The sequence below is a fragment of the Geomonas ferrireducens genome, assembly GCF_004917065.1.
Classification (GTDB): Bacteria; Desulfobacterota; Desulfuromonadia; order Geobacterales; family Geobacteraceae; genus Geomonas; species Geomonas ferrireducens.
In genome coordinates this window covers 1937497-1951493 of the sequence record NZ_SSYA01000001.1, presented here as the reverse complement: position 1 = coordinate 1951493, position 13997 = coordinate 1937497, and the positions used below count along the sequence as shown (strand labels likewise).

Sequence of the window (13997 nt, the reverse complement as noted above, 5' to 3'; positions counted from 1 at the left end):
CAGGAGTCCTGAGAGAATGAGCAGATCTTTCTTGCGGGCGGTCATCGCGATTTACACTCCATGATCAAGGCAAAAATCGGCCTCACCTTTTGTTGAGAGACCGTAGCCAGCGTCGCATTATCCACACATTTGCAAATTTGTGCAATTGTTAAGGCAGGTTCAGTCATCCCCTCCCTTGGGGATGTGCCGGTGCCGGTGAGCCGCCTTGCAGCGTGGACAGATAAAACCGGTGGAGGGCTCCGGCGGCCGCTTTCCAGTTGAAGTTTTCCTGAAGATGTGCACATCCGGCCCCACCAAGCCTTTGCTGCAGCGCCGGGGTTTTAAGCAACTCGACAACGCGGTCGACCATTTGACGCCAATCGTCAGGATCACAGAGAATCCCTGACCTGCCGTCATCGATATACTCGGAGATTTGCCCCACCCGGTCTGCCACAACCGGAACCTGCGCCAAAAGGATCTCCGTCAGCTTCGCCGGGCACTTGCAACGGTTGACCAGCGTATCGGCAAACGGATAGACGGCGACGTTCGCTGCCGCAAGATAATCAGGTATGGCTTCAGGAGCAATCCACCCTGCCATCACCAGGGCGGCATCGAAACCAGACTCTCTGGCCGATTGCAGCAGCAGATCCTCCTCCCCACGTCTCCCCTTCCCCACGACCAGAAAGCGGACCCCGGCTACCTGCCTGTGGATCTCGGCGAAGATGAAATGCAGCTTCTCCTGGCTGAACTCGAAAAAACGTGTGTACAGCAAAAGGACGGGGGCATCGGGCGCGATCCCGAGCCCGGCGCGAACCGCCTGCCCGTCACCGCCCGTCGCCGCGGCAACGCAGTTCGGCAGGTAGAGCAGGTGATCTGGCTGCACCTCCATCTGACCGACCAACTGCTCAAGCCCCCTGCTCGCGACGGTTACCCCGAGGGCGCGAGGGGTGATCCACTGCTCTTGAAAGCGGTAAAAGCGCTTTTCGACGGTGCCGTAGTCATGAAGCTCGTTCATGCCGCCTTCTCCCTCCCAGTCGTCGGTATCGAGAAAGAGCGGCGGAGTCCTTATGCCGAGGGTTTGCAGCGCAATGAGGAGCACCGCCGCTATCCCCCCGTATCCCTTCGGCTTGAAGAGATGGATGAGGTCGGGCTTCTCCTTCAGCGCAACCCGAAGCATGCGCCAGGCAAGAAACGGTGCGGCCAAGGCCTTGTGTTTCGGTCCGAGGTCGACGTTGACAAGCCGTACCCCACGGACCACCTCAGTCTTCCCGGAGTCTTCCGGGTTGGTGTACGGGGGCGCCACGATGACGACTTCGTGCCCCGAGGCCTGAAGTTCAGCTGCCAGCGGGACCATGCGTGCAATGACGGTCCCCTTGGGACGTATCCCGAACGGTGCCCAAAAGATGATCTTCAAGGTGCGCCTCCTGCGGCAGCGTTCTGCGGCGGCAGCCCGGCCGCACTCCTTTTCAGGGCATGCGCCAGCAACACGGCGAAATTAAGCTGAAACAAGACGAAGCAAAGCTTGTTAAAAGGGGACGCCAGGAAGCTCGTTTTCAGCAGCCGATCCGCCGCCGTAAGAAACGGAGCCGGCACGAATTCCAGCAAACGAACCAGCTTGCTGACGGCCGAAGCATGGAAAGCCTCAGGGCAAAGCTCCCTGAGCAGCAGATAGTTCCGCACCGAGGCACGCATCTTTTGGTAGACCGTCGCCTTCGATGCCAGCCCGAGATGCGAAGCCGTGTTGTCTATGTGCAGGATCCGGTACCGTTTCGAAAGCCGGACTCCCCACTCGATGTCTTCATATCCGTAGCCTATGAAGCGCTCGTCGAAAGAGGTGCCTTGAAAGACGCTTTTCCTGACCATGATGTTCGAGGTCAGAATGTGGCGCCACGGCTCACGGTTCCTCAGGGCTGCAGGCTTGACCTCTTTTCGGTTGCCGAGATAGGCGTGGTAGTCGAACTCGGTGCCGGACAGCACCCTTGTGCGGTAACTTATGCCGCCGCATACGACGTCATGGCTGTCCGCCTCCGCACAGGAGAGGTAGTTGCCGATGAAATAGGCGGAATCGGGGAGCACGTCGCAGTCAAGGAACAAAAGAAAACGCCCGGCGGCTTCAGCGGCCAGCCGGTTACGCACCCCGGCACGCCCCAGGTTTCGCTCGGCCGGAAGGTACCTTAAAAAGGGGCGGGAATGGCTGCTCAAAAAGGCGCTGTTTGCCGAAAGAAGCGCAGCGTCCGTAGATGCGTCGTCAACCACGATCACTTCGACGACTCCCTCTGGAGCAGTTGCGTCTATCTCTGTCAAAAGGGAGTTGATCAGCCGGGATATGTCCCAGTTGAACACGGGTACGAGGATTGATATCAGCATCTTTCACCCATAAGAACCATGCGGTAGGCGGCGCAAAACGATTCCCCGCTGAACTTCTCTTTTGCATATGCATAGGCGTTTTGCGACAGCTTCTCGAGCAAGTCGCGCTCTTCGCACATGGCGGTCGCGAACCGGCACATCATGCCCACGATCTCCTCTTCGTCCGCGGTATCGGGAACGAGCCAACCGTTCGTCCCTGATTGCACGTGGGTGGGGATTCCCCCGACCGCGGTCGAGATGGGCACCACGCCGAACGCCATGGCTTCCATGATGACCATAGGGAAACCTTCGCGGCTGGAGGTGAGGAGAAGCAGGTCCGCATCGCGGTACACCGCCTGCAATTGCTCTTCATCGGAGATCTCGCCAAGGAAGACGCAGTTGGCGCGATCCTGCTCCTCTACCGCATGGAGGGCATCCCCTGCGATGACGACTTCAACGGGTATCCCTTGCTGCCGGCAGCGCGACGCGATCCGCCCCACCAGGTGCACCCTCTTTTCCTCAGATCCCCTGCCGACGTAAAGCGCCTTCAACTTCTCACCCCGCGCTTTCTGCGGCAGTTCATCCGGCACTTTCACGCAGTTTTCGATCAGGACGATCCGGTCCGCCAACGAAGCGGGCATCGCCTCCGCATGGTATTGGGCCTTCAGATCCGCAACGGTCCTCGCGTTGATGGCCACCCGTGCGTCGAGCCTTTGCGCGGCAGGAAGGCTGAAATGCTCGGAGCCCCCGCCGAAGGCATGCATGAGGTCGATGCAACGGGCCTCCTTCTTCAGATAGGGAAGGAGCAGGTAGTAAAAGAGGCTGTTACAACCGAAGACCACCGGTCGGCGGTGACGGTTGATGAACCCTGCCATGATTCCGACGCTGAGAGGGTACCCGTACTTCAGGAGTCGCCAGAGGTTGCAAAGCCGCGCATTCGTTCCGAACAACGAAAGGAAGCCGTCATTTGCGGACTTCTTGGTGAAAAAAACCCACGGCCGTTCCGCAGCAAAGCATCTGACGATCGCAGCATGCACCTTTTCCGCGCCGCCCACGTGAAAGAACGGGAAAAAGAAGAACAGCGGAGCCCCCTTGCCGACCGGGAGCAACCTGCCAAGCAGCATGCCGAAAGCCGCAACCCACCGCACGAAACGGCTTTCGTTCAACCGCACCGCTAACATATCCTTTTCAAGGGGCGTCATGTTCACCCGTTCTCCACGGCCGCAGCCTTACTTAAGCATCCAAGAAATGCACCGGAAATGATTTCCTCCGAACTCCGGCACATTAGGTCAAGGGAGAAGTTCTGCTCGACCCGCTCCCGCAAGGCTTGTCCCAGGCGCCGCCTGGAGGGCTCATCCCTCAGCAACGCCACTATCCGCTCGGCCATTGCGTCGCCATCACCTACCGGGGTGAGGTACGCCTCCCCCTCAGGGCCGATCGCCTCCCGGATGCCGGGGATATCGGTGCCGACCACCCCCAAACCCGATGCCATCGCCTCCAGCACCCCGTTCGGGATCCCCTCGCTTTTTGAGGAGTATGCGAAGAGATCGAGCGCCTGAAGAAGGCCGGGCACATCGTCGACAGCCCCCACGATCTTCACCACTTCGGAGATTCCCAACGCGCCGGCAAGATTTTTCAGCCCCTGCTCGGTACCGTCGCACCGCCCGGCAAGCACCAGCACGGGTGGGTGTTCCCACCCGGCAGCAACGACCCTGCTCCAGGCCCTGATCAGGGTGTCGTGATCCTTGTAGACGCTCAAGTTGGCAACCATGCCGACGACCGGCACCTGCGAAGAGACGCCCCACTGCCGACGCCACGCATCCCTTCCAATCCGCGGCGCGGACATCGCCACGCCGTTTGGCACCACCTGCACCATTTCCTGGGAGATACCGTAGGTGTCGATCAGGAAAGCCCGCCCCCCCTTCGAATTGGAAATGAAGCAGTCCGGCGCCTGAGCCGCAAGGCGAAACGCCGCGGAACCGTTCAGCAGCAAACCCTCGTCGGCCTGGTTCCACACGAGGAGTTTCGTACCGAGCCACCTTTTCCCCCAGGCGCAGACAAGGTTGGGAACACGGGTATAGGAAAGAACGACATCGGGCTTGGTTCGGCGGATCGCCCGGAGCGCCCTCAGGAAGGAGGGAACGCGACGCCTCAATCCCCAGTGAAAGGAGACACTGCTCCATGGGATGCCGAGCTGATCGCACAGGGCGGAAAGCCTTCCGGGGGTATCATTCAGCCCGACCACCCGAACATCGGCCCCGACTTTTTTTTGGAGGTGCTCCGCCAACAATAGACCGCGCCGCTCGGCGCCGCCAAGATCGAGACTTCCGAAGACGAAAACAACCCTCTTCCCACGCAGGAGTTCGTGCGAACCGACCACTCTACTTCACCCGCCCTATCACATCCTGATAGTAGGCCAGCAACTGCTCTACTATCCTTTCCGGCGACAGCTCCATGGTGCGGCGGGCGGCCCGCTCTCCCATCTCCCGCAGCTCTTCCTCCGACAAGGAAAGCGCCTTCGCCACCACAGCGAGCAGGCTCCGCGGATCATCGGGAACGGCCAGCATCCCGCTCACGCCGTCATCTATCAACTGTTCGAAACTCGCTCCTTTTGTTCCGACCACCACCTTCTTGAAAGCCATGGCCTCGACACAGCAATTGGGGAAGTTGTCGATCCTCGAGGGCAGCAGGACGAGCTTCGCCCCTTCTATGACAGGATAAAGCTGCTCATGTTTCACCCGGTCGTGCCAGACGACCCTGTCGGCATGTTCTCCCGCTTTTGCGCGAACGTAGTCCATGATGGGCCGACCGTTGTAGCCCATGTCTTTACCCACGAACACCACCGCCAGTGCAGGATGCTTTTCGAGCAGTTCATTCACCATGTCGGCTATGGTCTTGACTCCCTTCGCGAGTCCCAGCGACCCGAAAAACAGGAGATAATCACCGGGCACTTCCGCGCGTATCGCGTGGTAGAGCCCGGCGTCGAGTGAGGAGCACTCCTGGACGAACGGAGTCTCGATTATTTGGATGTCGAAGTGGTGATTGGTCTTCAGGTAATCGGCGATGACCCTGCTGGGACCATAGAGGGAATCGGCCCGCGCCAACCCTTCGATCTCGAGGTTCTGGTAGACGCGCTTCTTGCGGGACGGCGCCTCCTCGTAGGCGATATCCCAAAGTTTCTGGTTCCCCGAAATTCTCACCACAGAGGGGATGTCCCCGCGCCGTGAGAGAACGGTGGCTCCCACACTCGCATACTGGACCACGTCGAAAGGGTTCTCCTTGTGCAGGCTCCTGATTTTGTCGTTCAGTTGCCGGCTGACGATTTTCCAGTCGAGCCCGGGAAAGAACTGGAGGATCTTCATCAACCTTTTGCGGTAGCACAGGGCCTTCACCCTGTTGACCTCAATTCCGTTGTGCCGAAGCCTCCCGTCGCGTGACGATGCAACGATGACGACCGGCTCGTGACCTTTTTCCTTCAACGCGATACAGATCCTGCTCAGGTAATTGGCGAGCCCCCCATCGTAGTTCTGCTCTTCCGTCACGTATTCAGTGGTGACAAAGCCGATCCTCATGACGCTGTTCTTCCCCTGCGGATTGTCTCGACGAAATCGATGATCTGGGCATCTTCCGGCCACATCTGCCCTTCATGCCAGTTGAGGTTGCCGTCCCAGTGCCCGGGACAGGAATGGATGGCATGATCGGCGAAAGTGTAGCTGATTTCGCAAACCACCGGTTTTGAGTCCCTGTAGAGGAAATCGTATGCCATGCACGTGAAGCCTGCGCCCCTTGAGGTCTCGAACGCTATCTTCACCATCTCGAGATCGATGCCGGCCGGATCGTAGTCTATGTTCCCGCTGCCGGACGCCCTGAAATCGTTGGGCCGGTTATATCTTCTGAACCCGAAAGCCCTGTCGCCTATGACGGTAATCCGTGTGTCGTAATCGTTGCCGGGAAGAAACTCCTGGAACAGTGCGTACCCCTTTTCAGGCTTCCACCATTCCGCGTCCAGCCGGGGGTACTGGTTCAGCATCATATAACCGAAAGTATCGGTGAAGCGATGGAAAGCATTCTTCGCCTCGCGGCGGCTGGCAGGAATGATCCGGGGACGGAACTCGTTCATGGTCATGGGGAAGATCCCCCTCTTGAACATCCTGTCTATGAAAGGCTCAGCCTCGGCACAAGTATCCACCTTGGCCACGCTCGAGGCTCCGGCCCCTACCGAAAGTTTGAAGACTACGGGATACTTGGCTTGGCTCCTGGCCCATTCCGATGCCTCTTCGTGGCTCCAAAAGACCCACTGCTCCGGCAGCGGCACATCCAGCGATTGCAGGAGATATTTCTGTGCCACCTTTTCATCGAAGTGCCACGCGGTTCCGTTATCAGGGAAGACGGGCAGCTTGAGATACTGCTCGATCACGTACAGGATCATCTTCGCCGATTGCTTGTCCTGCGCCCGGTGCGCCCAGCGCCACATGACGCCGTCGCATCCTTTGACCTGGTCAAGAGCATCCTGTCGAAGCAAATCCAGGATCTTCACCTCCACGTCCAGAGTCTTCAAAAACGGTATCCATTTGTCGGAAAAGCTGGTCCCCCAGACATGATCCGGATGTATCCCTATCAACATTCTTATCTCCTTAGCTTCCATGCAGGAGCTATAACTCAATGTGTCCTTGCCACCCTCTCGCAGGGGTCGCCCTTCGTCCGAATTCGGCCGCGACTTCCATCGGCTGGTACAGCCTCTGCCGTGCCGCCACCCGGCAGGACGCCGCATCCCGTGGGACCAACGGGAATCGGAAATCCCCGAAAGCCTCCCGCACCAGTGGGATCTTCCTGAAATCCAACCCCATCAGGTAACTGTGAACGAGGTCGGCGTAGGCGGACGAAGCGGCCAGGGTGCAGATACCCAGTTCCAACGGGTCCGGCGCCAGAGGCCCTTCCCCCTGCCCCCCGATGATCCCGTCAGCAATGGAATAGATGTGCCTTTGCTTTTCATCGGACATGGTGCCGTCCGGCCTGCCGTAAAGCGCGATCCTGTTCAGGTCGAGCGCCATCCGCCAGACCGTGTCATTGCCGTACCAGCCCCCCTCGATCTCGGTATCGCCGAACCGGGAGCGCACCTTTATAAGCGACTCGAACCCTTTCATCCATCTCGAACAAGCCTGCGTCCCGATGTTTCTATTCGCCTCGTCCAGGCAGTATTCCGCAACCCTTTTCAGGGGGGAGAGCTGCCGGTAGCAGTCTCCTCCCTCGACCCGGCTCCCGACACGGTGATGGGGCAGATATTCCTTGTTCCCGTTGATGCCCACCAGATTTTTCAGTGCCGCGGTCAGCCCCGCTTTCTTATGCGTTTTCACTTTCGGCAGATTGATGATGACGTCGCTTTCAAAGGGTTCTTTGCACAGCAGGTACTGGTGTCTCCCTTTGTGATGACGCTTGGCGAGAATGTCAGGGTCGTAGCAGGTTATCCGGAAAGCGACGTTCTTCTTGCTTACCGGTTCCAGAAGACTGTCCCCTTTGAGGTCAAACAGAAGAAACCTCTCCTCAGGACGCGCGTCGGTCACCTGCCCGGCTGCCAGCCCGCCTTCTTTCAGGACGGTCCTTCTGAAGTCGACGATTTCGTACGGGCAGGTTGCTATTTTTTCGACCTCTTTGCGCCAGCTCTCCGTGACGATGTTATCGAACACGCAACCCTGCACCGGCGCATCCCCTATGACCACTTTCTTAGGGGAGCAGCTGAACACCTCTTTCAGCACCGCAAGGACGAAGTTGGGATGCGTAACGAGGCAGTCGTTCCCTTTGCCACTGAAATTCTGGTGAAGCACCCAGTTCGGCTTCAGGAGAACCGAGCTCCCGGGTTTTACGATGCCGGCTAGAGGCAGGTCAGGTGCCGCGTTTGCAAGACAAACCTCATGCGACACTTGCCGCAATAGTTCCTGTATCCCATCCAGGTCGCGATAGTCTAATTTCTTCCCCGTCATCGAGGCGAGGCCGACGATGGACTCATCGAGGTGCATTTCCTGCGATCTCCTTTCGGACCCGTCCTTACGGTCCGCAGTATCGGAAGCCAGGCTACCAGAATCGTGGGTAGATCAAGGCCCGAGTCAACATGCCGCCGGTTCTGCGCAACGGCTTGTAAAGAAAGCAACCGCCGTGCGCCGCGAACCAATAGGAAATCAATGAAGCGGCCGCCGCACCGATTCCGCCGTACTTCGGCACCCACCAAAAGTTCAAGGCGATGTTCGCCGCAGCCCCCAGAAACGTCATCACGAGGAGGACCCTGGTCCAGTTCATCGCCATAAGAAAAGTGTTCCTGGCTACTGCAAGATTGGCAAAGACATCACTCCAGATAAGGAGCACCAGCATAGGCGCAGCGCTTGCGTATGCCTCACCATAGAAGAGGTAAACGACAATGCTCGCTAAGAACGTGGTTGGAATGGCAATCGCGTACCCAAGGAACGCAAGGAGGTTGTAAAGCTTCTGCAGACGGTTGTAAAACTCCTTCTCGTCCACTTCCCTCGCCCGCACGATATTGGGAAAGACCGACGACACGATCGCTGTCGGGATGAAGAACCAAATTTCAGCGATCTTCACGGCTGAGGCGTAGATGCCGAGCTCATGCGAGGTCGCCATCTGCCCAAGCATGATCTGGTCGATACGCAGATACACCATGAAAATTACGCTCGACAAGACGAGGGGCCAGCAGTCGCGAAGTAACCTTCGTGCGAGGGTCCAGCTCGTCCTGAGTTGGCTGATCATCTGCCCGTTGCTGCGATATACGTAGCAAAGGCCGATGGCCGCGAGGCCGAATTCCAGTGAATTGGCTGCCGCAAAAGCAACTACAGGCGCCTTGATAACTACAAGCACCACCCGTACGATGGACGCGATGAGAAATGCGGTGTTTTTTGCATAAACGACGAACTTCGACAAGACCTTGGACTGAAACCACAGGTCAATGGTGTCGAACGAGCCGAAAATCATGGCCCATCCCATGACGGCGACAAGGATCTGGGACAAACGGTCATCGGGGCGCAGCAATAAGGTGGTGGCGACGGTCAGGATGTATGCGGAGAAACTTGCCAGCAGGCGCAGGGTTAGAACGGTACCGAGGATCTCCCGCTCGCTCTCGGGTTCTCTCACTATTTCCCGGACGACGATGGAGTCGAGCCCGAGCACTGCTATCGCCGAGAACACCGCTATCATCGAGGCGGCATAGCTCAGCAGGCCGTACTGGGTCGGCCCCAGGTAGCGGGCAATCCAGATTCCGACGAAGAGCCCGATGCCCATTCGGAGCAGTCGGTCGCCGAAAAGCCACCCTGTGTTGCTGAGAACCTTCTGTAGTTCGTGCCTACCCTCCACCTTTTTCCTTAGGAAGGCGGGAAGATAGCCAACCCATGCCTGATTCATAACTTCACCGCCTGGTGAATCCGCTCAGGCTCGACGCCGATGCGCAGCAGTTCCTCGCGTAAGGCTTGGCCACGCTTCATGGATGTGATGACAATGCTGTGATTGCCTGACAGAAGACCGATAGCCGGAGAGACTATTGTGTTGCCGAAGAATTTCCCTCCTGCATTCTCGGCGTCCATTGCCACGGTAAGCTCGAGCCCCGCTTCCTTCAGGGAAAGGTAGGCGATCTCCGCAACCTCGTCGATGCCGCAGAAAGCCACCTTTTCCACGCCTTGCGCCGAGAGCGACTTGAAAAGCTTCAAGTAGTCCTGGCGGGCAACTGTGTAGAGGCCGGAGAAGTAGCTCAGGTGTTGATAGGCGAGCCGGCTTTTTTCGGCGAAACCTTTGGGGGTGAGGAGATACGCGTAGCGGTTCCTGGGGAAGTTGGCGACCCGGACGAACCCCTTCGCAACTAGGTTCTTCAGGTAGGAGTTGACCAGCCCCAAAGCGATGCCGAGGCGTTTCGCCAGCTCGCGTTGCGAGAGTTGCTGATCGCCGGAGATCTCCGAAAGGAGGAGGAAAGAGCGATAAGTATCTAAAACCTTTTCATCATCACCGTTCATGGGCTGAACAGTAGTACAAATGCTACAACATTTCAACTTTTTTACACACGGCACGTCCCTTCGAGACGTAAATGCCATTTCAAGATCGGATCCGTCGTTTTCAAATCAGATTCGTCGTTTTCAAATCAGATTCGTCATTTCTAAATCGGATTCGTCGTTTCTAAATCGGATTCGTCGTTTTTAAAATCGGATTCGTCATTTCTAAATCAGATTCGTCATTTCTAAATCAGATTCGTCATTTCTAAATCGAATTCGTCATTTCTAGATTGAATTCGTCGTTTCTAAATCGGATTCGTCGTTTTCAAGTTGGATTCGTCGTTTCCGAAACGGATTCGCCGAAATCTGAAACGGATTCGTTAAATCTGAACTGGATTAGCCGAAGCGAAACGGGGACGAGAAAATTGCCGGTTACTTATTTCCCGCGACCTGCCGATAGATTCCGGCGAGTTCCCTTCCTCGCGCCTGCCAAGAGTGCATGCTGACGGCCCGTTCGCGGCCTTCAGTTCCGACTTCTTCACGCAGCTCGCTGTCCCCAGCCAGCCGCCCAATTGCTCCGGCGAGCTCCGCGGCGTCACCGAACTTCGCGTACAGCGCGGCGGCTCCTAGAATCTCACGGTTGACGGGTGTGTCAAAGACGACGGTGGGGAGCCCGCAGGCTATGTAATTGAATAGCTTACCGTTGGCTTCGGTGAGCGAAACTTTCGGGGAGACGGCCAGGTCGCCGGCACTCAGGTAAAGTGGTGCCTCGTCGTAAGGAATTCTTCCTGTGAAGGTGATGATGTCGGCGAGCCCCATCTCCTTGGCCTTCTCGCGATACGAGACGTCGGGAAATCCCATGATGAGATAGTGGATCCTCGCCCCCTGCCCCTTCAGGTAAGCGGCCGCATCCAGCAGCAGGTCGATCCCTTGGTAACGGTTCAGAAGGCCAAGATAGACGACGACGGGCCGCTTCTCCGGCAGCCCGAGTCGGGCACGGATTGCTCCTTTGGGTTGCGGCGCGAACACCTCGGTATCAACGCCGTCAATCAGCGCCCGAACCCGTTCCTTAGGCACGCCGTCTTTCAGGAGCAGCTCTACCGTCGGGCTTGCGCTGGTCACGATGAAATCGGAGCTTCGATTGATCCAGTGCTCGAGGGTGGCGAAAAAGCGCTGCAGGATGGAGCCGGGTTTTACGAAGCCATGATCGGTGATTTCCGCGGTGAGGCTTCCCTGGCAGTCGAAAAGCATGGGGATGCGGAGCAGCATCTTAAGGAAGGCACCGAAGAAAGCGCCCTCGTGAAGGTGGGCGTGGATTACGTGCGGCTTGAAAGCGCGTGCTACCTTCCATGCCTTGAACAACAGTTGCACGTCAAGGAAGGGCTTGACCCAAGAGGGGCCTGCTTCGAGCTTTTTATACCAGGAGAATCCGGGGATGCGTTCGGTGGGGATGCCGGGGACGTCGCGCCCGATGTGATATGTCACCAGGCGCAGTTCGACGCCGCACGCCATGGCGGCGCGGGCCTCTTCGAGGATACGTACGTGGCAGCCGCGATCCGCAAAGAAGGGGGTGGGTGCCAGCACCAGTACGCGCAGTGGCTCGCTAGCCAAAGTTGAGCTTTTCCTTGATGTTGTAAATCGGCTTGCGCTGTGCCTCGTAGTAAGTGCGGGCGTTCAGCTCGGCCAGAAGTCCCAGAACGATGAACTGCACCCCCATGAAGAGCAGGAAGGCGGTGAGGATTAGGAGCGGGTTCCTGTTCATGCTCGTGTGCTCGAAGAACTTCATGTACAGCGTGGCCGCGCCGCTCAGCATACCAGCGACGATGGTGTAGATCCCCCAGCGGCCAAAGAGCTGGATCGGCTTAGTGGAGTAGCTCAGCAGGAACTTCACCGTCATCAGGTCGAGGATGACTTTCATGGTGCGGGAGATGCCGTACTTGCTCTTGCCGTGCAGACGCTCGTGATGCCGCACGGGCATCTCGGTGACACGCGCCCCGACCTGGTGCGCGAGCGCCGGTACGAAGCGGTGCATCTCACCGTAGAGGTTCACGTCCTCGAGGACGTCGCGACGGTACGCCTTCAAGGTGCAGCCGTAGTCATGCAAGTGGACCCCGGTCATCTTCGAGATAATGGAGTTCGCAAGTATGGAGGGGAGCTTGCGGTTCACGAAGGTGTCCTTACGGTCCTTGCGCCAGCCGGAAACCACGTCGAACCCCTCGTCGATGCGGTTCAAAAGCAGCGGTATGTCGAGCGGATCGTTCTGCATGTCGCCGTCCATCGGGACCACGACCCTGCCAAGTGCCGAATCGAAACCTGCCGACATGGCGGCGGTCTGGCCGAAGTTGCGGCGCAGACGGATCACCTTGACCCGGTCGTCCTTGGAAGCGAGGCGCTTGAGCGCGGAGTATGAATTGTCCGAGGAACCGTCATCGACCAGGATGAGTTCGTACTCCAGCCCGGTGTCGATCAGCGCCTCGCTGATGCGATCGTGCAGGACCGGGATGTTGTCTTCCTCGTTGAATATCGGCACCACTATGCTCAGATCCACTATCTTCTCCCAGAACGGCCGTTCAACGTTCAACGTTCAACGTCCGATTTATAGTTTCGTGTTTTAATCCCGGCGGCAACGGGTGCCATCCTGGCGGCGAAGCAGCGCCATATCTGTCGGCTCCGCGAGTCACTCCGGCGAACGTTGAACGCTGAACGTTGAACGTTTTATGTCGTTGAGGCGTTGGATTTCGACTTCCCAGTGCGTCTGCTGCCCGCCTCGGTAGCGCGGGGATATCAGGCCGCGCAGAACTCCAGCGCCGTAAACCAGGTGCAGGGTCGGATAGACGAGCAGCAACCGCGGGAAAAGCGCGGCATCCCGCCCGTCGAAGGCTCCCTTGATCGAAGCGGCAAGTACGACGAGCAGGTACCCCAGAAGCGGCAGCGCGAAAAACGCCGACTGCAGAAAGGGAACCAGCAACGCGTAGATCAGGAACAGCGAAGGTGCCAGCGAAACCGGCTTCACCTTGCCGGCAATCAGCGTCTGCTCGCCGCGCCCCCGTCCGTAGCCGTACATCTGCTTCACATAGGCCCGGTAGGTGGGACGCTGACTGCGAACTACGGCCAGCTCCGGATCGTGGACGAGCAGATGCCCCTCCTGCTGCAGCCGATCCATGAGCTCGTTTTCTTCATTAGGGTAGAGCCTCTCGTCGAGCCCTTCATGTGCCAGAAAGATCCCGCGCCGAAAGCTCAGGTTGCAAAGGATCAGTTCGCTGTCGCTCGTGAAACGCGCGCTCCCCGACTTGCGGTAGCGGTTCCTCACCCCGCCCCCCCCGACCTTCGATGCGAAGGCGATGCCGATGGCGCGCTGAAGTGCGTTGTCACCGGCCGGCGTGAGCGACGGCCCGCCCACCGCGGCAACTCTTTCGTCCTGATAGTGCTGCGCTACCCGCTCCAGGAAATCCGGTGCGACCTGTGAATCGTCGTCGAGGAAGTAGAGGATCTCCCCACACGCTTCCCGCGCCGCCATGTTGCGCTGCACGCTCGGCTGACGCCCGTAAGCGACCAGCACCTCCAAAAGCTCCTCGGGGTAGGTCGCGCGGGCAATCCCGGAAAGGGCGCGCACCTCTCCTCCCGGCTTCACCGGTATGACTACGGAAATTCGCGGCAACATCATGGGACCGGTGCGCAGACAGGGAAAGC

Annotated in this window: 12 protein-coding genes; all 12 read right to left on the bottom strand. The window is 58.3% G+C overall.

Going from position 1 to position 13997, the window contains the following annotated elements; all coding sequences use genetic code 11:
- Positions 1-163 precede the first annotated feature (163 nt).
- Positions 164-1393: a glycosyltransferase family 4 protein gene (locus E8L22_RS08595; protein WP_136524744.1), complete on the bottom strand. Its 1230-nt coding sequence runs from the start codon at positions 1391-1393 to the stop codon at positions 164-166.
- A complete protein-coding gene (locus E8L22_RS08590) occupies positions 1390-2346 on the bottom strand; it encodes a glycosyltransferase family 2 protein (protein WP_136524743.1) in 957 nt (318 codons plus the stop codon). The genes E8L22_RS08595 and E8L22_RS08590 overlap by 4 nt, the downstream gene beginning before the upstream one ends.
- Positions 2340-3527: a glycosyltransferase family 4 protein gene (locus E8L22_RS08585; RefSeq protein ID WP_136524742.1), complete on the bottom strand. Its 1188-nt coding sequence runs from the start codon at positions 3525-3527 to the stop codon at positions 2340-2342. The genes E8L22_RS08590 and E8L22_RS08585 overlap by 7 nt, the downstream gene beginning before the upstream one ends.
- A 2-nt stretch (positions 3528-3529) precedes the next feature.
- The gene (locus tag E8L22_RS08580) at positions 3530-4705 is read right to left on the bottom strand and encodes a glycosyltransferase (RefSeq protein ID WP_136524741.1); all 1176 of its coding nucleotides are present in this window, start codon (positions 4703-4705) and stop codon (positions 3530-3532) included.
- 1 nt (position 4706) lies between these two features.
- Entirely contained in the window at positions 4707-5897 is a 1191-nt protein-coding gene (locus tag E8L22_RS08575; RefSeq protein WP_136524740.1) for a glycosyltransferase family 4 protein, read from the bottom strand.
- A complete protein-coding gene (locus tag E8L22_RS08570) occupies positions 5894-6949 on the bottom strand; it encodes an ATP-grasp domain-containing protein (RefSeq protein WP_136524739.1) in 1056 nt (351 codons plus the stop codon). Before E8L22_RS08570 ends, E8L22_RS08575 begins: the two co-directional genes overlap by 4 nt.
- Positions 6950-6977: 28 nt before the next feature.
- Positions 6978-8339 (bottom strand): DUF362 domain-containing protein, encoded by a 1362-nt coding sequence (locus E8L22_RS08565; RefSeq protein WP_136524738.1) that lies wholly within the window; start codon positions 8337-8339, stop codon positions 6978-6980.
- A gap of 55 nt (positions 8340-8394) precedes the next feature.
- The gene (locus tag E8L22_RS08560; RefSeq protein ID WP_136524737.1) at positions 8395-9729 is read right to left on the bottom strand and encodes a flippase; all 1335 of its coding nucleotides are present in this window, start codon (positions 9727-9729) and stop codon (positions 8395-8397) included.
- The gene (locus E8L22_RS08555) at positions 9726-10331 is read right to left on the bottom strand and encodes a winged helix-turn-helix transcriptional regulator (RefSeq protein ID WP_136524736.1); all 606 of its coding nucleotides are present in this window, start codon (positions 10329-10331) and stop codon (positions 9726-9728) included. Before E8L22_RS08555 ends, E8L22_RS08560 begins: the two co-directional genes overlap by 4 nt.
- A gap of 408 nt (positions 10332-10739) precedes the next feature.
- Positions 10740-11918 (bottom strand): glycosyltransferase family 4 protein, encoded by a 1179-nt coding sequence (locus E8L22_RS08550; protein ID WP_136524735.1) that lies wholly within the window; start codon positions 11916-11918, stop codon positions 10740-10742.
- Positions 11911-12855 (bottom strand): glycosyltransferase family 2 protein, encoded by a 945-nt coding sequence (locus tag E8L22_RS08545; RefSeq protein WP_136524734.1) that lies wholly within the window; start codon positions 12853-12855, stop codon positions 11911-11913. The genes E8L22_RS08550 and E8L22_RS08545 overlap by 8 nt, the downstream gene beginning before the upstream one ends.
- Before the next feature lie 129 nt (positions 12856-12984).
- Positions 12985-13968 carry a glycosyltransferase gene (locus E8L22_RS08540; protein WP_136524733.1) on the bottom strand — a complete coding sequence of 328 codons (984 nt, stop codon included), beginning with the start codon at positions 13966-13968 and terminating at the stop codon, positions 12985-12987.
- Positions 13969-13997 lie beyond the last annotated feature (29 nt).

Coding starts and splice junctions, on each gene's coding strand:
- E8L22_RS08590 (WP_136524743.1), bottom strand. CDS start 2,346: ATGCTGATATCAATCCTCGTACCCGTGTTCAACTGGGACATATCCCGG.
- E8L22_RS08585 (WP_136524742.1), bottom strand. CDS start 3,527: ATGACGCCCCTTGAAAAGGATATGTTAGCGGTGCGGTTGAACGAAAGC.
- E8L22_RS08575 (WP_136524740.1), bottom strand. CDS start 5,897: ATGAGGATCGGCTTTGTCACCACTGAATACGTGACGGAAGAGCAGAAC.
- E8L22_RS08570 (WP_136524739.1), bottom strand. CDS start 6,949: ATGTTGATAGGGATACATCCGGATCATGTCTGGGGGACCAGCTTTTCC.
- E8L22_RS08565 (WP_136524738.1), bottom strand. CDS start 8,339: ATGCACCTCGATGAGTCCATCGTCGGCCTCGCCTCGATGACGGGGAAG.
- E8L22_RS08560 (WP_136524737.1), bottom strand. CDS start 9,729: ATGAATCAGGCATGGGTTGGCTATCTTCCCGCCTTCCTAAGGAAAAAG.
- E8L22_RS08555 (WP_136524736.1), bottom strand. CDS start 10,331: ATGAACGGTGATGATGAAAAGGTTTTAGATACTTATCGCTCTTTCCTC.
- E8L22_RS08540 (WP_136524733.1), bottom strand. CDS start 13,968: ATGTTGCCGCGAATTTCCGTAGTCATACCGGTGAAGCCGGGAGGAGAG.